Source organism: Jeotgalibacillus terrae, assembly GCF_016908195.1.
Lineage (GTDB): Bacteria > Bacillota > Bacilli > Bacillales > Jeotgalibacillaceae > Jeotgalibacillus > Jeotgalibacillus terrae.
Genome location: NZ_JAFBDK010000003.1, coordinates 218,943 through 239,925 on the forward strand (window position 1 = coordinate 218,943; position 20,983 = coordinate 239,925).

At 41.5% G+C, this 20,983-nt stretch carries 22 protein-coding genes; 7 read left to right on the plus strand and 15 right to left on the minus strand.

The annotated features are described in order from the left end of the window. Positions 1–40: 40 nt before the first annotated feature. On the minus strand, positions 41–892 hold the full coding sequence (locus JOD21_RS04280; protein WP_204728430.1) for a DegV family protein: 852 nt from the start codon (positions 890–892) through the stop codon (positions 41–43). A 476-nt stretch (positions 893–1,368) separates the two neighbouring features. On the opposite strand from JOD21_RS04280, the gene JOD21_RS04285 reads away from it, so the two are divergent. After that, positions 1,369–2,331: a TRM11 family SAM-dependent methyltransferase gene (locus JOD21_RS04285; RefSeq protein ID WP_239581363.1), complete on the plus strand. Its 963-nt coding sequence runs from the start codon at positions 1,369–1,371 to the stop codon at positions 2,329–2,331. A gap of 88 nt (positions 2,332–2,419) precedes the next feature. Here JOD21_RS04285 and JOD21_RS04290 read toward each other — a convergent pair whose 3' ends face one another. Beyond that, positions 2,420–3,475 (minus strand): PQQ-dependent sugar dehydrogenase, encoded by a 1,056-nt coding sequence (locus JOD21_RS04290; RefSeq protein ID WP_204728431.1) that lies wholly within the window; start codon positions 3,473–3,475, stop codon positions 2,420–2,422. A 266-nt stretch (positions 3,476–3,741) separates the two neighbouring features. On the opposite strand from JOD21_RS04290, the gene JOD21_RS04295 reads away from it, so the two are divergent. Next, on the plus strand, positions 3,742–4,506 hold the full coding sequence (locus JOD21_RS04295; protein ID WP_204728432.1) for an SDR family NAD(P)-dependent oxidoreductase: 765 nt from the start codon (positions 3,742–3,744) through the stop codon (positions 4,504–4,506). A 240-nt stretch (positions 4,507–4,746) separates the two neighbouring features. Further along, positions 4,747–6,138, plus strand: coding sequence for a right-handed parallel beta-helix repeat-containing protein (locus JOD21_RS04300; protein WP_204728433.1), 1,392 nt, complete (start codon positions 4,747–4,749; stop codon positions 6,136–6,138). Between the two features lie 302 nt (positions 6,139–6,440). On the opposite strand, the gene JOD21_RS04305 is transcribed toward JOD21_RS04300, so the two are convergent. Beyond that, entirely contained in the window at positions 6,441–6,956 is a 516-nt protein-coding gene (locus tag JOD21_RS04305; protein ID WP_204728434.1) for a GNAT family N-acetyltransferase, read from the minus strand. A gap of 45 nt (positions 6,957–7,001) precedes the next feature. Next, complete coding sequence (locus tag JOD21_RS04310; RefSeq protein ID WP_204728435.1) at positions 7,002–7,901, minus strand: helix-turn-helix domain-containing protein; 900 nt, start codon at positions 7,899–7,901, stop codon at positions 7,002–7,004. Between the two features lie 143 nt (positions 7,902–8,044). Between JOD21_RS04310 and JOD21_RS04315 the strand changes: the two genes are divergently transcribed. From JOD21_RS04315 to JOD21_RS04325, 3 genes are read left to right on the plus strand one after another with little or no spacing between them, the layout of a single operon-like run. Beyond that, on the plus strand, positions 8,045–8,188 hold the full coding sequence (locus JOD21_RS04315) for a hypothetical protein (protein ID WP_204728436.1): 144 nt from the start codon (positions 8,045–8,047) through the stop codon (positions 8,186–8,188). A gap of 51 nt (positions 8,189–8,239) precedes the next feature. Then, a complete protein-coding gene (locus JOD21_RS04320) occupies positions 8,240–8,914 on the plus strand; it encodes a hypothetical protein (protein ID WP_204728437.1) in 675 nt (224 codons plus the stop codon). Positions 8,915–8,955: 41 nt separating this feature from the next. Further along, positions 8,956–9,255 (plus strand): hypothetical protein, encoded by a 300-nt coding sequence (locus JOD21_RS04325; RefSeq protein WP_204728438.1) that lies wholly within the window; start codon positions 8,956–8,958, stop codon positions 9,253–9,255. Between the two features lie 173 nt (positions 9,256–9,428). Here the strand turns inward: JOD21_RS04325 and JOD21_RS04330 are convergent, their stop codons facing one another. After that, complete coding sequence (locus JOD21_RS04330; RefSeq protein ID WP_204728439.1) at positions 9,429–9,974, minus strand: GNAT family N-acetyltransferase; 546 nt, start codon at positions 9,972–9,974, stop codon at positions 9,429–9,431. Between the two features lie 362 nt (positions 9,975–10,336). On the opposite strand from JOD21_RS04330, the gene JOD21_RS04335 reads away from it, so the two are divergent. Then, complete coding sequence (locus JOD21_RS04335; protein WP_204728440.1) at positions 10,337–10,579, plus strand: hypothetical protein; 243 nt, start codon at positions 10,337–10,339, stop codon at positions 10,577–10,579. 114 nt (positions 10,580–10,693) lie between these two features. On the opposite strand, the gene JOD21_RS04340 is transcribed toward JOD21_RS04335, so the two are convergent. From JOD21_RS04340 to JOD21_RS04385, 10 genes are all read right to left on the minus strand, one after another. Then, positions 10,694–12,049 (minus strand): GntT/GntP/DsdX family permease, encoded by a 1,356-nt coding sequence (locus tag JOD21_RS04340; protein ID WP_204728441.1) that lies wholly within the window; start codon positions 12,047–12,049, stop codon positions 10,694–10,696. A gap of 55 nt (positions 12,050–12,104) precedes the next feature. After that, complete coding sequence (gene dgoD, locus JOD21_RS04345) at positions 12,105–13,253, minus strand: galactonate dehydratase (protein WP_204728442.1); 1,149 nt, start codon at positions 13,251–13,253, stop codon at positions 12,105–12,107. Further along, positions 13,250–13,903 carry a bifunctional 4-hydroxy-2-oxoglutarate aldolase/2-dehydro-3-deoxy-phosphogluconate aldolase gene (locus tag JOD21_RS04350; protein WP_204728443.1) on the minus strand — a complete coding sequence of 218 codons (654 nt, stop codon included), beginning with the start codon at positions 13,901–13,903 and terminating at the stop codon, positions 13,250–13,252. Before JOD21_RS04350 ends, dgoD begins: the two co-directional genes overlap by 4 nt. An 11-nt stretch (positions 13,904–13,914) precedes the next feature. Beyond that, a complete protein-coding gene (locus JOD21_RS04355; RefSeq protein WP_204728444.1) occupies positions 13,915–14,862 on the minus strand; it encodes a sugar kinase in 948 nt (315 codons plus the stop codon). A gap of 13 nt (positions 14,863–14,875) precedes the next feature. Then, positions 14,876–15,628 (minus strand): IclR family transcriptional regulator, encoded by a 753-nt coding sequence (locus tag JOD21_RS04360; RefSeq protein ID WP_204728445.1) that lies wholly within the window; start codon positions 15,626–15,628, stop codon positions 14,876–14,878. A 362-nt stretch (positions 15,629–15,990) separates the two neighbouring features. Continuing rightward, on the minus strand, positions 15,991–16,455 hold the full coding sequence (locus JOD21_RS04365; RefSeq protein WP_204728446.1) for a hypothetical protein: 465 nt from the start codon (positions 16,453–16,455) through the stop codon (positions 15,991–15,993). A 199-nt stretch (positions 16,456–16,654) separates the two neighbouring features. Continuing rightward, positions 16,655–17,299, minus strand: a complete 645-nt coding sequence (locus tag JOD21_RS04370) for a permease prefix domain 1-containing protein (RefSeq protein WP_204728447.1) — start codon at positions 17,297–17,299, stop codon at positions 16,655–16,657. 2 nt (positions 17,300–17,301) lie between these two features. Then, positions 17,302–17,622, minus strand: a complete 321-nt coding sequence (locus JOD21_RS04375; RefSeq protein ID WP_204728448.1) for a PadR family transcriptional regulator — start codon at positions 17,620–17,622, stop codon at positions 17,302–17,304. 524 nt (positions 17,623–18,146) lie between these two features. After that, positions 18,147–20,129 carry an FtsX-like permease family protein gene (locus JOD21_RS04380; protein ID WP_204728449.1) on the minus strand — a complete coding sequence of 661 codons (1,983 nt, stop codon included), beginning with the start codon at positions 20,127–20,129 and terminating at the stop codon, positions 18,147–18,149. Beyond that, positions 20,122–20,889, minus strand: coding sequence for an ABC transporter ATP-binding protein (locus JOD21_RS04385; protein ID WP_204728450.1), 768 nt, complete (start codon positions 20,887–20,889; stop codon positions 20,122–20,124). Before JOD21_RS04385 ends, JOD21_RS04380 begins: the two co-directional genes overlap by 8 nt. Positions 20,890–20,983: the final 94 nt, after the last annotated feature.

Below are 20,983 nucleotides of genomic sequence, written 5' to 3' on the forward strand. Positions count from 1 at the left end.
TGTCTGCTAATTAAATGTAATTAGTCAACACTAACCTACATTACTTTACCAACCCAGCAACCCCAAATCCCCCAGGCCCCGAATGAGTCGAAATCATCCCGCCAGCCTTAATCCATCTAACATTCTTAAATCCATTTTCCTTCGCAACTTCATCCATCCGCTGCTTGATCCCTTCGTCAAGACCCGTCGAATAAATCAGATAAAGCTGCTCTCGATCGATATCGAACTCTTTTAAGTAATCATTAAATAGCTTTTCAGTCGCTCCGCTCATTTTCCCGCGGTATTTCTTTGTGGAGACGAGCTTTCCATCTTTTAGTTCGATGCACGGCTTTATTTTCAGCAGTGCACCAATCAGGGAAGCCATGTTGCTGACGCGGCCTCCTGCTTTTAGGAATTCCAGGCTTCCTGGAATGAAGGCGAGTTTTGATTTGGGAACGACTGCTTCTATTTTTTCGATTAAGCGTGCTGGTTTGATGTCAGGTTCTTTTTCCAGTAAGTCAGCGGCATATAATACAACTGCAGCTAATCCTCCGGTTACGTTCAGCGCGTCGATCAGGTGGAGGTCTTTGAATTCTTCTGCAGCGATCACTGCGTTTTGAAAGGATGAGGATGCTTTTGATGTGTAGCCGATATGTATAATGGTACAGTCAGGGTACTTTTCTTTGATTGATGTAAAAAACTCCTGGTATTCGTGAATATTCGTGGCAGTAGTGGAGGGTATTTTCTTGGTGCGGTCATAGTAGTCATAGATGTCCTGGACTGGTAAAGAGCCGTCTAGATAATCTTTTCCGTCCATGATGATGTGCATAGGAACGACTTGCAGGTTGTACTTTTCAACTAGATCATTCGGCAGGTCGGCGCCGCTTTCGGTTGATAGAATGATGTTACGCATGTGAACTCCCCCTTGGTTGTTTGTAGCGTTTACTTTATTCATACGTCATTCATACATATGTTATTGCGGTTTATTTTTACGATGATTTTCCATAAAAAGTAGAACAACAGCAAGTAACCCAAATAAGAAAATAAAAAATGCAGATATTTTTAATGACCAGAGTTCTCTTCTGAATACTTCATAGCCCATAAGAGATGTAATGATGATGAGAGCGATTAGGCTTAATTTTTGTTTTAAGCTCATGGCATTAAGAGTCAGCTCCTTTTAATAAACAGGTTTCCAGTATTATACTTCAACTATACAGGAGATTAGGGGATTAGTGATGTGACAAATATAATTTTATAGAAGAAAAAAGAGTCCAAAATTTTAGAGTAGCTGAAATTCCAGCCTTATCAACTTTTTCCCGGATAATCATTCAAACAACTCCTGCTATACTGAATATATAAAATAAGTCCCAAAGAAAGTTGGATATCCTGTTGAATCAACTTATACAAACAAGCCAATTCATTTACACCTATGCCTATAACAGTGAAGACGCACCGCTTTGTCATATGGAAATGCGTGCACTTTTCGGCACATATACACAAGGGAAAATCCTTAAGACTGACGTCAACATCGATCCAGGCAGAAGTCCGTTTATCAAGGAACGCATTGAGGTGCTCTTCGAAGGTAATGACCTTCAGGACCTTTACAGCCAATTACACCTGATCAATCTCCAGGATGAGACGTTCAAAGTTCTCTTTGTGAAGATCAATGACCAAACCGGCCCAGACAAAGTGGAATATGATGAAAAAAGACAAATCGAACGTGATACCGGGATGCACATTACCGGACAGCTCGACATGCGTGACCCGGACATCATATTCGGCCTGGTCCCATATGAGGGTCGCTGGTATCTCGGGATTTACAAGAAAGCCGAATCCGTCTGGCTGAAGCATGTCAAAAAACCGCGTGAATACTCAACCGCTCTCAGCACCCGCACAGCGCGGGCCATTGCCAATATCGCTGTCCCGGAACCAGCAGGTAAAAAAGCGATTGATCCATGCTGCGGCATTGGCACTGTCCTGGTTGAAGCACTGTCAATGGGTATTAACATCGATGGTCGTGACATTAACCCGCTAGTCGTACAGGGCTCCCGTGAAAACATTCAACATTTTGGTCTCACAGGTAACGTCACACCCGGTGCCATCGCTGACGTTCAGGAACATTACGATGCCACCATCATCGACCTGCCATATAACCTCTATACCAATGCAACACCCGAAGATCAGCTTGCCATTCTTAAACATGCACGTCACTTTACCAAAAAACTTGTGGTGGTCACCATCGAAAACATTGATCATATGATCACCCAGGCTGGCTTCACCGTTAAAGACCGTTGCATCGTTAAAAAAGGAAAAGCCTCTGCGTTTTCAAGGGAAATACTCGTATGTGAATAAACAAAGGATCAGTCACCTGGTAAGGCGTTTACCTTACCGGATGACTGATCCTTTACATCGTAAGTTTATAAACTAATTAACTTAGGTTTCATTCTGCATTAAGCAAAACCCTATACAACTTATCATCATTCTCCTCAGGATTCCCTCTCCCATCAGTGTTGTTACTAATGAAATAAAGCGTATCTCCCTCAATGTACAGGTTACGGATTCTGCCAAGACCCGAGACGAGCGTTTGCTGTTCTTTCGTCTCAAGGTCAAACTCAAGGATAGCCGTTCCTCTTAAAGCTGCGACGTATAGCTTTTCCTCATGATAACCTATGCCAGACGGCGCCCAGGTTGAATCATCTCCGGAAGTAAACAGCGGTGAAATCATGTCATCCTGTTCTTCATTCCCTTCAATTACAGGCCAGCCATAGTTCTGCCCGGCTTCTATGATGTTGATTTCATCGTTTGCGCTGTTCCCGTGCTCACTTGCATACATTGTGCCATCAGGTGACCAGGTCATGCCCTGGGGATTCCGGTGGCCGTAGCTGTATACATATGAGTCCTGAAATGGGTTGTCATCCGGTATGGATCCATCCAGGTTTAACCTTAGAATCTTACCGCCCAGTGAATCGAGGTCCTGCGCAATGTCAGCGTCAGAAGCATCTCCAGTGGCTGCGTATAGTTTGTCATCAGGACCGATTTTCAGCCTGCCGCCGTGATGGACGTTGCCGCTTGGTATCTGATCAAGAAGGATATCTTCTTCCCTCCAGACATCGCCCTCCAACTGAAGCGTGACGATACGATTAAATCGGCCATCCTCTCCTTCATACGTATAGTAGGCATAAGCTGTATTCGATTCCTGGAAGTCAGGGGCAAGCACAAATCCAAGCAGCCCTGCTTCTGAAGCGGTTGACAGTTCTTCTTTCAGTTCTACGCTCTGCCGCTCCGTCTGTCCATCTTCAATTTTGACAACACTACCGGTTCTTTCAGTGACATACATCGTCTCATTCAGCTGATCAATGGACCATGGGATCTCCAGATTTTCTGCGATGACTTCTATATCCTGTTCAGGTACGGATCCTTCTTCAGCCTGATCGCTTGAAGAACAGCCTGCGATGAATAGGAGTGCAATCAATGAGGTGATTAAGTTGTTTTTCAATGTATGTGAGTCCCTCCTCTTTTAGACAATGTTACCGTAACGTTTATCAAACAATACCCATTGCACCTGCATACAAACTTTTAAATGGGTCGTGCTTCACCTGAATTTAATCGGGTTTTTAATACTTAGAAATTGATAAAATTATTCCCCCTACCCATTATTAAAAAGTCCAAGTCTGCTCGCTCCGCTTCACATCATTTGCTTTCTGGTTAAAGTTAACAGTACGATAGAATGAGCATCATAATACACTTATTGGAGGAGTTCTTATGAAATACACGGTCATTACAGGTGCCAGCTCTGGTATTGGATACGAAACCGCATTAGCTTTTGCATCACGGGGTAAAAACCTTATCCTTGTGGCAAGACGTGAAGTCGAGCTAAATGATCTGAAAAACAAAATCCAGAGTATGAACGCTGATCTGGACGTCATCATTATGCCAACAGACCTTTCTGAAAGTGAACAAGTTTATGAGCTATACGAGAGTTTCAAAGCATACGAGATTGAAACCTGGATGAACAACGCCGGCTTCGGAAATAGTGCCGCGGTCGCTGAACAGGATGTAAAGAAAACTGAAAAGATGTTGCGTGTAAACGTTGAAGCACTCACCATCCTCTCCACCCTTTACGCACACGACTATGCGAACCAGCAAGGCGCGCAGCTGATCAATGTATCATCTGACTTAGGCTATAGAATCGTACCAAACGCAGTTACATATGCTGCGACCAAGTTTTACGTAAGTGCCTTTACAGAAGGACTTGCCCAGGAACTGCAGGATAACGGCGCTCTATTGAAAGCAAAAATACTCGCGCCTGCGATGACAGAAACTGAATTTGTGAAAACGGCTTCTGAGTTAGACGAGTTCAGCTACAGTGACAATGTGCAGAAGTATCACACGGCGAAAGAAATGGCTCAGTTTGCACTGGAGCTTTATGATAGCGAGAAGATTCTTGGGAAGGTGAATAGTGACACGTATAAATTTGAACTATCAGACGCTATCTTTCCATATACATCCCGTCCCTCATCTAATTAACTCAGCTGCATAAAACCACTTTCTTCTTAGTGAAGGAAGTGGTTTTTATTGTCTACCACCATTCCATTCTCTTACACATTCTGTCCATATGGTAAAATTAAATATAAGATAATTGGAGTGATGAACATAACAAACGATCATTGATGCAGATCATCCCTATCAAAAAATACAGGACCTGAAAGAACAGTAATAAGTGATAGAATAAAAAGCTTACAGATTGATACATGGAGCGTAAAACTAATGAAAATAAAAAAAATAATATTAATCATGATCCTCCTATTGCCGGTTACGAGCACAGGAGCTGCCTTTTATGATCAATCAAACCAATATCCGGATAAGCAGATTTTTGTATCAAATGAGGGAAATGATCAACATACCGGTACCATTCATGCACCGTTAAAGACGATCTCTAAAGCAATTGATTCAGCAGCACCTAATACGACTATTTATGTACGTGAGGGGATATATAAAGAACAGATTATCGTTAACAGGTCCGGTCTACGGCATCAACCGATTACGATAAAACCTTATCAGAAAGAAAAAGTGGTCATAGATGGTACTGATGTAGAGGTAACGTGGGATCACCAGGGCCTGATATCAATTAAAGACCAGAGCTATATTACAATTGAAGGCTTTGAGATAAGAAATTACCGGACTGACGAAAAAGATTTAGTTCCTGCCGGGATATTCGCAGGCGGCAGCGGCACTGGTATTAATATTCTAAAAAACCATATACATCACATTGAAACGGCTCATCCTGACGGAAATGCACACGGCATTGCTTTTTACGGCACAAGTTCTCCTCGTTCCCTGAATCATATTATGATTTCCGGTAATATTGTTGAACACCTTAAGCTTGGATGGAGTGAGTCCCTTGTGCTGAATGGAAATGTATCGAATTTCACAGTAAAAAATAACACCATACGTTTTAATAACAATATCGGCATTGATGTGATTGGTTTTGAAGGAGTTGCACCAAACAAAAAATACGATCAGGCCCGAAACGGCAGAATTCATCATAATACTGTCTATCAAAACTCAAGTTACCTGAACCCTGCTTATGATCATGACTATTCCGCCGGGGGCATATATGTGGATGGCGGAAAAAATATAGAGATCCGCGCTAACCATGTTTTTCAAAATGATATCGGCATTGAAGCAGCAAGTGAACATAAAAACAAATCGACGAGTTCTATTGATATTACTGAAAATATCATCGTCAACAATAACGGTCCGGGGATCGCTATAGGCGGATATGATGAAGCTCGCGGCAGGACAGTAAATGCTGATATCACAAACAATATCCTGTATCAGAATGACAGTAAAGATCAGGGGTACGGACAGATCCTTATTCAATACAATACATACAATAATAAAATATTGAATAATGTCATTGTGGCCGGGCCATCAAATTGGATGATCACCAGTATAGCTGAAAAAAGCCAAAATAAGATAAATAAAAATACGTATGTTACTGAAGACAAATCTACTGAAGCTCGCTGGATTTGGGAATCAGAAGAGATTACAGGACTTACTCAATTTCAGAAATTGAGCAAACAGGATCGTAAAAGCAGGCTTAAATCTCCTAACTTCACAACAAAGCAGCTAGACATAATTCAAAACTCTTTTTAACAAAATTACGTATTTCAAAGGGTCCGCCAATCCTCTATCAGGCGGACTTTTTTATTGCATTGTTCTACATTGACTGTCATTCTTCCTCTTTAAGCCCTAAAACAATACACCACGAAGATTACATCTCAGACACGGGGTTATATGCTGATTGGAATTTACTTCAAGCGAATGCTAACATGGAGATAGTATGATGTATAAGCAAGAGATGATATCAGTATGACAGAGGCGCTTGAAGGATCCGAGTGGACAGACGATGGCAGAATCGTTTGAACAGGTCATTGAATCTGAGACGATTAGTGCTGTTAATCAGAGTGTTTTTTTTCTATCACATAAAGTCTTACAATCGTATCTCCATCATCGTATTCTCTGACAAAGCTCATAGGAGACCGCTCCAGTATTCTCACAGAAGGAATATTATCTTTCTCAACTTCTGCCTTCACTTTCTTTGCCTTCAAATCCTCGAAGCAATACGTTAAAAGACCCTCTAATATTTCACCACCGTATCCATTACCCCAGTTATCCTCAGACAGTCTGTACCCCACTTCCACATATTCCTCTTTCAGTGATGTAATAGCGCAGGTACCGATCAATGCAGAGGTTGAATCTGCTATTTTCGATACACCCATGATGATTTTGTCCGGCTCGCTGTGTGAATACTCACTGATCATGCGATTGAATTCAGCTGCATTTTCTTCTTCCGTTTTTGCTCTTCCCAGTATATATTTCATCACAGCCTGATTGCTTTGCATATGATGAAACCGGTCAAAGTCATTGGGTTTTAACTGTCTGGCTATTAAACGTTTGGTTTGAAAATACATATGTAAGGTCCTCTCAAGATAGTTGATATGATTTACAGCGGACGATTACAGATATTCTTTTTTATGTGTGTATAAAATATCCAGGTACACTTTCTTTTCTAAAAACACAAAGATCTGTTCAGCACTCTTATAGGCTTCGCTAATCGTTGCTCGATCCTTGCTGAGCTTCTCGTAGCACTGCCCAAGGTAATAATAAAAATTGCCAAGCAGTGACATATTGTGTTCTTCCCGCGAAGCCAGTATCCCCGCATTTAATTCCTCAACCGCTTTTTCATAGTCTTCAATTTCATATAAGGTCTTTGCTTTATTATATAAAATTCTCAGCCGGTAGATTCGCGGCAGTTGAAGAGGTGACTTGTTCTCACGGTCAAAATCCCTTTTCAGACTCTTATTATAATAGAGAAGTGATTCCGTATACTGCTGATGCTCTGCATGGATAAACGCAATAGCATTCATGATCTTCATCGCCAGAAAATCCTTTTCATTAATGAGCGCATATTCATCTGACAGCAGCTGCTTAAGGGACACGATCGTGTCTTCATAGCCTGACTTCTTAAGCTGATAAGCACTGACTGCTTCAACCCAATACAAATACTGGACATACCATGACCGATTGTTTGTTTCCTCTACATGCTCCCGTTCATCTTGCACCAGCCTGTACACCTTTTCGAACTCATGACGATCCATCAGCTGATCTATTTGATACGTCATTTTATTAATATGTGCAGCACTTTGTTCCTGCATTAAAAACTGCAAAAAGTAATCAATCGGCTTTTTTAACTTTAGAGAAAGATAGAAAATATTCTCCAGAGTGGGTCTGACTTCCCCTCTTTCAATCAGACTTAAGGCAGGCTGTGAACAGATATCCTTAGCCAATTCATGCTGCGTCATCTTCAGCAATTTCCGCTGTCTCGCAATTTCTTCCCCAAGTTCAACCGCTCCCACTGGACCCCACTCCTTATTCTATCAATCACGTCTTTATCAGTTATTGTACACCAAAATATTAATCTACTTATAAAGTATTTCCATTTATTTGAGATGAAAGTAGACTAACTTTAACAGGACGAAACAAAAGGGGAGTTGAAAAAATGAAGTACGCAGCAGCATTACTTGTTACATTCAGTTTATTATCAGGCGCTTTCTTCACAGATGTAAATGAATCTGTGCATGCATCCATTGTCACGCCCGGTAATGGAGACAGAGAGATTTTAGACCTGCCGTATGAAGTGTAAGTTTCATTTAATACGAACATGTAAATTTCAAAATGGGGGAGAGATTCGATCGTGAAGAAAAAAGTGGTATTTTTAGTGTTAAGTTTCATTCTAATGTTCAGCAGCTTAGGCTTGAGTGAAAAAGCAAATGCAAATTCAGCTGATAATCTCAACTTAACTCCTGAACAGGAACAGCAGGTAAATGAAATGGTTAAAGAATGGGATCGATTTAATCAGCTGACAGATCATTTAACCGAGGTAGAGATTGAAAGACTCTTCCGGACTGCAGACGTTACAAGAACAAAGTCGAACGCAATCTCTATGGCCGCGTCATATGCAGCACCTTCAAGTGAAATCGTTATTGCTCAAAATAAAAATGATGTAAAAGTTCTCAACGAACAGTTGGAATTTGCGCAACAGCAAGAACTTCCGGAAGGGACAGTTTCAGTTAAATTAAAAGATGAACATACGTTTCTGGCCGTAACAGATTCAGGTGAAGAAGTCATACTGCCAGCTGGCTTCTGGGGTGGCGCATGGCAGGTAACAAAGTGTGTAGCTCACTTAACACTTGTATTAATTCCAGGTGGTGCAGCTTTTAAAGCAGTGAGAGCGCTAGGTGGAATCAAAACTACTGCTCAATTATTAGTAGGCGCTGGAAACGCTAAAGACTTCCTCTTAATTGCAGGAGGCTCAGCTTCAGCAATTCTTGGGATAGATGGAATCTACAAGAATTGTCTGCAATGGTAGAACCTGCTAGTGTAATTAATTTTAAGGGAGGAATATAATCGATGTCTGCTATTACACAGGATAAAAAGAAACTCAATGGAAACGGTGTATTAGGCCCTATCAGTAAAGGATTTGATGCAGCGATCATGTATGGTCTGCTATTCGTATCACTCATGCTCGTCACAGGAAAAGAAATCACGACAGAATCACTTGCTATGCCCGCGCTTCTACTCTTTTTAGTAGTTAACGGAGCAGATTATGCAGCAGCCAAAAAGAATGGAAAATCGACGCCACAATGGATTGTTGTTGGTTCATTTGTTCTTGCTGCAGGTGCAGCGGTGGCCATGACTGTTTTGTTGTAAAAGTATAATGTCCTGAAGCAGAATCTAAAGCTTTTATAGCTCGCAGCTGCAATCAAAAATGCGCAAACCTTTGAAAGGGTTGCGCATTTTCATGCTAGATGGGATGGAGACATAATTAAAGAAAATTTATTACCATAGAAACAGTTATAAATAAGAATTCTTAAAAACACTTTTCACTTAAATAACTTATACCAATACAAAGTAGCTTCTATATTTAGATTATATGATTGCTTCAAAGTATCAACGCCACCTAACACAAACCCCTGATTCACATAAAACCTGCAGGCTCCAAGGTTGTCATCCTGAGTCTCTAAAGATATTCCGATAAGGCATCTATCTTTTGCCCACTCTTCAGCTTTAGTCAACAGCAGCTTTCCGATCCCATATTTTCTAAATTCTTTTATTACCGCAATATTTTCGATATAACAGAAGCGGTTCCAATCCTTTACTACTCTAATCTGACCAATACACTGCTGACCCTTATAAACTAAAAATAAAGCTTTATCTTCCTGGTTGATATACTGATGCCAATCAAGCTGATCATCCGGGAAACGAATGACTTTCGTTTGATCAAATAACTGCTCTTCAAAAGACCATTCTCCTGATTGAAAGCTTGGTATTACTTTACCGAACACCTTGAAATCATCGTTTGTTTGATTGATGTCTTTAATTAATTCCTCTTTTAGCGGAGTGATTGTGATTTGCTCTGACATAAACATTTTGACACCTCCATATTCTGAAAAAGCATCTTATTGATTTAAGTTTGAATTTGAATACTTGTCCTATTTAATCATACTGCTTCGTTGCCCAGCAGGAAACTCCCCGGTTTAGAAATATTAAATATAAACTCTTTGTCCTGGACATACTTCTGAATATTTTATAAGAATAAATTGAATTTAAGTGATAATATAAAAGCATTATTTCACACTTTTACATTTACATTTATAGTGAATGTTCAAAATCATTTTCAGGACAGGAAAAGTTTTTAAGGTTATATTAGAAGCAAACAAGCTTGGTAGATTTTTACCACTTCTCGAAAAGCTCTTCTCAATAGAAGTGTAAATAAATTCCGGAGGTAATGATGAAAAAGAATAATTTTTTTGATTGGACAGTGTATTTACAAGAAGAACTAACAGCTGTGATAGATATTCCGCAAAAGAAAATGGTCATTCTAGAAAAAGCGATTGAATTAAACGGACTATTATGGATAGATGATGAAGATAATCTGCAAATTAAGCCTACATGGGATTGCGTCATTTCCATTAATCATCAAAATAGATCGATCACTATCCAACAGACTGAAAAGGTCTTTAATATTGAGTAAAAAAAGCTCCCTCTCACTTAGCTTGTGAGAGAGAGTTTTTGGTAGAGGGTAACTTAGGCAGGCAGGGTCTGTCCTAGACTGCCCAACCTACATCCCCTGTATCTACTTATCAGTTTATGAAATAAACAAGCTAATTCCAAACACCACACCAAATCCGACAAAACCAATAATCGTCTCCATCACAGTCCAGGTCTGCAATGTCTCTTTTTCTGTCAGGCCGAAGAACCGGTTAACGAGCCAGAAGCCTGAGTCGTTGACGTGAGAGAAGACGGTTGAGCCTGATGCGATTGAGATCACTAATAGGCCGAGCATGGGTGCTGATACGTCGACGACTTCGAGTACAGGGGCGATCAGACCGGCTGCAGTGATCATAGCAACGGTTGCCGAGCCCTGTGCGACGCGGACGAATGTGGCGATGATAAAGGCAAGTACGATTAATGGCATGCTGGATTCAGCCATCATGTTGCCCAGCACGTCACCCACACCGCTGTTGATCAGTGTCTGCTTAAATACGCCACCTGCTCCTGTAATCAAAATAATGATTCCTGCAGGCTCAAGTGATTTTGTAGCGATTTTCTGAATTTCTTCCTTTGTATACCCTCGCTTTGTTCCGAGAAAATAGAATGTTAATAGAGTTGAAATCGTCAGCGCTACAAACGGATGTCCGATGAATGTAAAGAATTCCCGAACGCCGTTGCCTTCTGACAGAACTGTTCCCAGTACAGTATTTAAGATAATCAAAAATAAAGGAATCAGGATTAGAACTGCGACGAGAAGAAAGCTCGGTAATTCTTTTTCCTCGTATTCTTTATTGTTAAATTCATTTTCAACAATATATTCAGGTACTGTCACGTGAATTTTTCTGCCTATGTAACGGCCAAATACTGGTCCGGCCAGCACCATAGCAGGAATACCGGCGAGTACACCGAACAAGATAACCCATCCTAAGTCTGCATTTAATACAGAAGCAACTGCGATCGGACCCGGTGTCGGCGGTACGAAGCTGTGTGTAACAGCAAGTCCGGCGAGCAGCGGCATCCCGAAATAAAGCAGGGATTTCTTTGTTTTCTGTGCAAGGCTGTAGATAATCGGTACTAGAATAACAAGTGCGACATCCAGGAAGATCGGAATTGCCACAATAAAACCCGTCAAACCGAGCGCCCATTGTACTTTTCCCTCACCAAATTTATTAACCAGGGTATGAGCAAGTCTTTCAGCCCCACCGGATACTCTCAGCACTTCTCCAAACATTGCCCCGAGTCCAACGACTACCGCAATAAATCCAAGCGTTCCGCCCATACCTTCTTCAATTGAAACGATAATTTCCTGAAGTTCCATACCTGACGCAATTCCGATAAATAAACTTGAGATCAGCAGGGCAACGAATGCCTGAAGCTTTGATTTCATGACCAGAAACAGCAGTAAAGATATGGCCAGAATCGTTACGATGATCAAACCGCCTGATGACATGTGAATAACCTCCCCTTTTTAAATCCTTCTAAAATCCAGCGTACAAACGATTAACCTACCATTCTGCGATGGTGCCGTCTGCGTGTCTCCACACAGGATTTTTCCAGTTGTGTCCCTTCTCAGCAAGCTTACGGACATGTTCTTCATTGATCTCAATTCCTAACCCCGGACCCTGCGGAATGTTCACATGCCCCTTTTCATAATGGAAAACGGATTTATCTGTGATGTAATCCAGCAGATCACTTTCGACGTTATAATGAATGCCAAGACTCTGCTCCTGAATAAATGCGTTGTGTGACGTTGCATCGACCTGCAGGCACGCAGCAAGAGCGATCGGACCAAGCGGGCAGTGTGGTGCGACTGCCACATCGTAGGCCTCTGCCATCGAAAAGATCTTTTTACACTCAGTGATGCCTCCTGCATGGGACAGATCCGGCTGAATAATATCAGCGTAGCCATCAGAGAGCAGCTTCTTGAAGTCCCATCTTGAAAACATCCGTTCACCGGTTGCGATCGGGATATTCGTATGCATCGCAATATCTCTGAGTGCTTCGTTGTTTTCCGGAAGCACTGGTTCTTCGATGAACATCGGGCGGAATGGTTCAAGCTCTTTCGCCAGAATTTTTGCCATCGGTTTATGTACTCTTCCATGGAAGTCGATGCCGATTCCGATATAGTCTCCAACGGCTTCACGCACCGCTGCAATCCGCTCCACGGTCTGATCGATTTTTTCATATGAATCAACGTACTGCAGCTCTTCTGTGCCGTTCATTTTAACAGCAGTGAAACCTGCATCGACAACCTCTTTTGCTGCTGAGCCGACATCTGCAGGGCGGTCTCCTCCGATCCATGAATACACGCGGATTGAATCGCGGCAGGCGCCTCCGAGTAATTGATGAACTGGTGCATTGAAGAATTTCCCTTTGATGTCCCAGAGTGCCTGATCAATACCGGCGATCGCGCTCATATGGATTGGACCTCCGCGGTAAAAGCCTGATCGGTACATCATATTCCAGTGATCTTCAATACGGGCAGGGTCTTTTCCGATCAGCTGCTCCATCAGTTCATGAACGCAGGCCTTAACGGTGGCAGCTTTCCCTTCAATGACTGGCTCTCCCCAGCCGGTGATCCCTTCATCCGTTTCTATTTTTAAAAACAGCCATCTTGGTGGTACCTGGAATAACTCATAGCCGGTAATTTTCATTTAGTGGTTCCTCCCTTGAACTGATCTGCAATCAATGTAAATTGTCTTGCTTTTTCTTTTAGATCCGTCAGATAAGACTGATCAATCTGCACTGTAGACTGAACGAGTGAGCTTCCTAAACCGCAGGCCACTGCACCGGCTTTTAAGTAAGCTTCAAAGTTATCCAGACTCACGCCGCCTGTTGGCATAAGTGGAATATGACCGAGTGGACCCTTGATATCTTTTATATAATTCGGACCGAACGTGGTCACCGGAAACACTTTGACAATATCGCAACCGCTTTCAAATGCAGTCACAATTTCCGTCGGCGTCATCGCACCAGGGATACTGACCGCGCCGTACCGTTTTGTCATTTTGATCGTCTCTGTGTTAATAGAGGGTGACAGAATAAAGGATGCGCCTGCAAGTAATGCAGCCCGGGCTGATTCAGGGTCAAGAACTGTACCGGCACCTACTGCCATAACATCCCCCAGCTCCTGAGACACGTATTCAATTGACTGTAGTGCACCTGGCGAGTTTAACGTAATTTCAATGACCTGAACGCCGCCTTCATGCAGTGCTCTTGCAATTTGAAGGACATCCTCAGGTGACTGCCCTCTTACAATGGGCACCATTTTGCTATCAAGTATGCTTGTTAATGCAGTATTCATATAAACCTCTCCTATCTGCTTACATCTTCTCTGCTTTCTGCCATAAAATTCTCGAGCAGCCTGCGATCCGGCAGTCCTTCAATATCACCTGATGTCGTGGTGACCATCGCACCAATCGCACACCCGCGCCTGACTGCCTCTTCTCCTGAGAGTCCATCGAGCAGACCAGAAATGACACCTGCAGCAAAACCGTCTCCGGCACCAACCGGATCAATAGCCTTCACTTTAAATCCCGGGACGTATATTTCTTCCTTGCCGGCTACATAATAGGCTCCATGCTCACCCAGTTTGGTAATGACTGTGCATGCTCCGTTTTCAATAAAGCGCCGGGCGATTTTTTTTTCATCCTGTACATTAAAGAGGAATTCCCCTTCTGCAACACCCGGCAGCACTATGTCTGCCTGCGCAGCAAGCCCGAGCAGAACCTTCCTTGCGTGATTCTCCTCCCAGAGCTTTTTGCGGAGGTTAGGATCAAAAATCACTTTTACTGAATGCTTCTTTGCATATGTAAGGGCCTGCTGGACTGCTTCAAGACAGGAGCTGCTTAACGCAGGCGTGATGCCCGTTATGTATAAATACTTAGCCCTGGCGATATATGCCTCGTCGATGTCTTTTGGCTGCAGATTGCTCGCAGCTGAATGCTGTCTGTAATAGTAAACCCTTACATTTTCCTCATTCAGCATTTCCTTCAGCATTAAAGCTGTAGGAGCAGTTGGATCTTTCATGACGTTACTGACATCAATCCCTTCCCCTCTCACAAATGAAAGAACAGAAGCGCCAAGCTCGTCATCACCCACGCGGCTGATCCACCCGGTCTGATGACCAAGTCTTGAAAGGCCGGTCATCGTATTTGTTTCCGCACCTGCAAAGGCTGACTGATAGTGGCGCGCATATCTCATCAGTCCGGTTGCTTGCGGCGTAAAAGAAACCATTGTTTCTCCTAATGTCACAACATCCATCTTTAAACCCTCCTCAGGATTTGGTATAACCAAGGTTTTTCGAGATCCTTTCAGATACCGACAACAACCTCTGAACGTTTGATTCTTTATTCGGCAGCATTCTGAACTTCGGCCCTGCGATACTGATCGCAGCTATCATCTCCTGTCTCGCATTGAAAACAGGAGCGGCCAGGCAGTATAATCCCTCTTCGTTTTCCTCATCGTCGATCGCATACCCCTGTTCTGAATAAATCCTGAGCTGCTCTAAAAGAGCTGATTTTGAAGTAATCGTGTTTTCAGTGATTTTGTTAAAATCCTGCTCCTCAATAAGGTGGTCTCTTTTTTGTTCTGACAGAAAAGTAAGAAATGCTTTGCCCAGTCCAGTACAGTAAAGAGGCATTTTCGATCCTATTTTTGCTCCGGTACGGATGGAACGGTTATATTCCAGTTTGGAGACATATACAAGCTTATCCTCTGATAAAACAGCCATAAAAACAGTTTCTTGCACTTCTTTCATCAACTCACGCAGGTGCGCTTCTCCCTCCGAGTGAACATTAAGTCCATCCATCGCACTCGATCCAATATGTATCAGCCCAGGGCCAAGCTTATATTTCTTTACACCAGTTTGAGTCAAATAGCTGCCTCTGCAAAGCGTCTGTACAAGGTTGAATGTACTGCTTTGAGGTAAAGAAAGAGAAACACTTATTTCTTTCACAGTTAAACCTTCTAAATGCTCACTAAGCAATTCAAATATTTCCATCACACGGACCGCTGACTTTACTGACATCCTGCACCCCCCTCATTATTCACATATGTGATTTGTTTTTTTATATGTGATTTATTTAAATTGAGTTTAGCAATGTATATTGGTGTCGTCAACCATTTATTTACTTTAGTGGGCGTTTTAGATAGTCCAATACCGCAGAATATAGGAAAGAGAGCCAGGGAGTTTAATTTAGTGAATGCATTTAATGTAGATTCAAGATTCTATTTTGCAAGCGCCAAAACATTTTCATTTATTTCAAATTAGTGCAAACAACTCAATCTCTTCTTTCACATAAAAAAGAAGCCTATCTTGTTACAGATAAGCTCCCATAGACCAAAAGACTTGGGATCAGGATAAATTCTAGAATTTATCCTACATTAATGTTAATTTAGATTGATGTTACCCACATATTGAACATCTCCCCTATCAGAAGACAGATTCACTTCTAAGATATAGTTACCTTTCGAATCGGGAAATTGAAAACCATTAGATTCATTTACAGGCAATTTAATCTCTTCATTGTTTTGCCACAGAGATACTTGAAACTCTTCTAACTTAAAATCAGAATGTCCCAATTCTAAGTCCCCCTCTGAACCAGCATTGACCTCAATTTGATTCTGTTCAATTCCTAATGATTGAAAATCAACAACAGTCTTTTTAGTTTCCTCATTAGGTCCTTCCCAATTCACGGATGCCTCTGTAAGCTCATATGAATCATATTCGTTTATGTGATGGTACCAAACTGTCATAGTTGGAGGAGTGAAATCGTAATCTTCCCCTATACAGCCGGTCAATAAAAATATACAGCCCAGACTTATGATAGAAAATATTGAACGAATCGTTATCAATTCCTTTCTCTTTAATAGTCAAATAAGAGCAACTTTGAAGCATAAAGCAAACACTCTTTTAAACTATTGCTTTGAGATTATAAAATATTTACTTAATCATATGTCTAACTAATTTCCTTAGAAAAAACTCAAACCACTTCAAAACTAGTTACTTAATCACCTTATACTCCAGTTTTTCTTCAATCCAACGATGAGCGCTTTACTTCACCATACTTCTTTTTGTTTTTTTCTTACTCACAAAAAGGGTCGTAAATAGTTGCCTTGAGATAATGTAAGACAGTGCACCAAGTGGAATAGCATATAACTCCAACCAGAAACCATTCTGATACTGTTCTGGATGCAGGAATAAGAACCTTGTCTGAATTCCCGCGATGATCAATGTTGGTAATAAAAAGAATATCCAGGGATTTAGTAGCCAAGTCGATTTAAAGTGACTACTTAGCGCTTCATATATTCCCTCAGCAAAACCTGTAATAACGGCTATAACCAAAAATCCCATTACCACACTATAAAGTGGAAGGCTGTTATCAAATTGCGGATAATAGTACTCCATAGCAGAATAGGAAACAACGCTTAAACATGCAGTTACACATGTGACACTCCATATAAACCGAACTATTTTATAAAACGGAAAAAGCGACCTCTTGAACTCCCAATTTAGCTTACTTTGATTTCCAAAAGATTCAATGGCCATATGAATCGCTTCGTCTTCAGAATGTCCTTTTATCAAAAGCTCTCTTACATGCTCCTGAAGGTGTCCGTAAATTTCTTCTTTTAACTCCTTCTTTTCATCCTCAGGTAAATCTATGATGATTTTCTTTACATACTTCTCAATCTCCTTCATGATCATTCCCCCGCTGTATTTTCGATTAATGCATTAATTTGTTTCCAACTCTTACGTTTTTTTGCCAATACAGAACGTCCGGTTTCCGTTATCGAATAATATTTTCTCCGCCCTCCTTCAGATTCCAAATTCCAATATGAAGTCACACATTCTTTTTTTTCAAGTCTTTTTAATGCAGGGTAAAGTGTTCCTTCATTCATATGGTATGAATCTTTGCTTAAGGCCCTTAGTTTTTTAGTCATTTCATAACCGTAGCAATCTTTTTCAGCTATTAGTGACAGCAATAGAATTTCAATACTACCTTTTAACAACTCTCTATCCATTATTTTCCCTCCTAATATTAGTAATTACATTGTATAACTACTTACATCGTAATGCAATGTAAATGAACCTAAAAAATACCATCATTATGCTATAATGATGATATTAATCACTAAGTAATTTTACTTTAAATAGGAAGTACCAATAATAAAATGGTGGCCTCTTGTTTGATTAATCGCTCCGAAATTGTGAAAGACTTGAATTCAAGGTAATTAAGCATAAACCACCAATACTTTAATTAATTTTTCCCATGGTCGGTCCTCGAATGATCAAGAAAAAATAATACTTATTAGAACTGTTACAATTGACATCGTTCCTAAAACATCTTTTTTAGTTTCGTTTGTTCCGTTATTGTAAAAGTTAATGGAAAACGTTTTTTGGTTAATCATGTATTTTTTCTCACTATCCCTAATCCTCTGTTAGCTAAGGATAGTATAGGACAGCTTTACTCCAAAGGAAGAAACAATGCCGTTTCTATGTAAAAGCAATCAACCATCGAGGATGAAATCTCAATGGTTGATTGCTTTTATTTCACAATACTATAATACACTTTTGAAGTTACACGGTAAATCATCCAGTAGATCGCAGCAAAAGCGATGACCACTGCGATGAAAGTCATGAGCCATGTCATATCATTCGTGACGCCGAAGATCAGCAATAACTTGCGGACAATCGGATAAGCGAAACTCACATGGATTGTGGCAATGACAATCGGCAGAAGGAACATCCAGACAATCTGCGATCGCGTCGACTCTTTGATCATGTCTTCATCCAGTCCGACTTTCTGCATGATCTGGAATTTCTCCCGGTCGTCAAACCCTTCCGACACTTGCTTGAAATACGTAATCAGTAAAGTGCCAATCGTGAACAATAGACCAAGGAATATTCCTAGGAATAGAAATCCGCCGTTTATGCTGTACCATTCTTCGCGTTGGTTTTCCCGGGATTGGTATAGGCTGAAACTGTCTGAACCCCCGTTGTATTCACTATTCAATCGGTTCACTAATTGTTCTTTCTGTTCTTCTGTTCCTTCAACGTCCAAGCCGATTTCCGCATCGATTGTGATATGATTCGACTCAGTAAATTCTTTCATGAAATCGTCGCGGATGTCGAGCAGATGCGAAACATCCGGCACCACCAGAGCGATAGATTCGGTGAATTCCATGTCTGCACTGAACTCATTTTCGATTTCAGTCAATTTATAGTTTTTGTTTCCAATCGCCAATTCACCTTCAGTGTACGTTTTTGTAGAATGGTAGAATAACGCTTCATCTTCTTCCAATGTATAATTATCCCCGGTCATTCCATTAAAATCTTCAAGCGGGATAGCCATCATCAGAATGGGGGAATCATCGCCAAGCAAATTCTGTTTAAAGACGAAGCGGCCATCTACAAGATTACCGAAAAAGCTCTCAGAACGGTAGCTTTCCATCTCCGCAACGTCCAGTCCGTTCTCTTCTGTTAAGGCAATAACCTCATCCTGCACTTCAAAAAATCTGGTATTCATTTCTTCAACATTATCCATATCCCCGAACAATCTCACATTATGCTCATAGGGATATTGGTTTTCCAAGGTTTCTGCTGATCCCAGATTAATTGTGATAGTCGTTGATACTGCAATAATGACCATCGAAGCCAATATACAGATATTCGCAAGCCCGACTGCATTCTGCTTCATCCGGTAGAGCATGCCTGAAATGGAAATAAATGCGCCGGGACGATAATATATGCGCTTATTATTTTTCAAAGCCTTCAAAATAAAAATCGACCCTGAAATGAACAGCAGATAGGTTCCGATAATCACCAGCAGCACAGCAAGGAAGAACTTTTCAATGGCGGCAAGCGGATCCGGTATCGTAATGGATATTCCATATCCCCATCCCAGAAGGATCAGCGACAGAATGAAAAGGATAAGTGAACCTTTTGGCTCTTTCTCGCCTTCTTGTTTGCCTTTCAGTAATTTGATCGGATTGGCAAATGTAAACTGGCTGACATTATAAAGATATGTCAGTCCAAAAATCAGCGTGAAAAGAGCAATTGTTGCTCCAGCACTAACTAGAGAAGTCGAATATTCAATGTCATCCGGCATCCGCAGCATGAAATTCAGCAGCATAAATGCAAGACGGCCGAAAAGTAATCCTGTGAGTAAGCCGGCTACAATACTCAATAGGCTGGAAAACAGCGATTCAAAAAACAGGATTTTCGCGATATGCTTTTTCTCTAACCCGAGTATCCCGTAAAGGCCGATTTCCTTTTTCCGTCTTTTGATCAGAAAGCTGTTCGTATAAAGAATGAATATGACGGAGAAAAGGCCGATGACGACGACGCCGATCATGAACAGAGTCGGAAGCGTAGCTGAGCGCTCCTGCACGAATTTATTAGTCAACAATGAAACCATAAGAAAAAACATGGAAATGATAGCGGTGGATGATAAAAGAAATGGAATATACAATTGTTTATTCGACTTGATGTTGCGCAGCGCTAGTGAAGAAAAAAAGCGGTTATTCATCCCGCTCACCCCGGCTGGACAAGACTTTCAGCGAATCGGATATGCGGTCCATGAATTCATCTGCCGACTGGTCACCCCGGTAAATTTCGTGGTACACCGCGCCGTCCCGGATGAACAGTACGCGTTTTGAAAAACTGGCCGCTCTTGTACTGTGCGTCACCATCAAAATCGTCTGTCCGCTTTCGTTGATGCCTCCCAGAATTTCCATCAAATTTTGAGACGCTTTTGAATCCAGCGCTCCTGTTGGCTCATCAGCCAAGATGATTTTTGGCTGAGTAATCAAAGCCCGAGCCACAGCAACTCGCTGTTTCTGTCCGCCTGATACTTCGTAAGGGAATTTATCGATATGGGATTCGATTCCCAGATTGCGGACAATCGGCATTAGCCGGCTTTCCATTTCCGCAAGCGGAGTCTTCGATAACACAAGCGGCAAAAGGATATTATCTTTGATAGTGAAATTATCAAGTAAGTTAAAGTCCTGAAATACAAATCCGAGTGTATTTCGGCGGAATGCAGAGATTTCTTTGTTTTTGATTTTTGAAAGCGGGTTGCCGTCGAGATAGACTTCACCGGACGTCGCATCGTCCAACGTCGAGATGATATTCAAAAGCGTCGTTTTCCCCGAACCGGATTCACCCATGATCGACACTAATTCTCCTTCTTCCACCGAAAAATTCACCGCCGCAAGTGCTTCGGTCTGCTGGTTTGAAAAACGTGCCGTATATATTTTCTTTAAATTTTTAATTTCCAATAAGGTCATTGCTAACCCCTCCTTGCTATTTATGATACGGCGTTTCATGTGTTGCTGCCTGTATCTATCCTTACAAATAGAAAGGCAATCTTACAATTTCGTA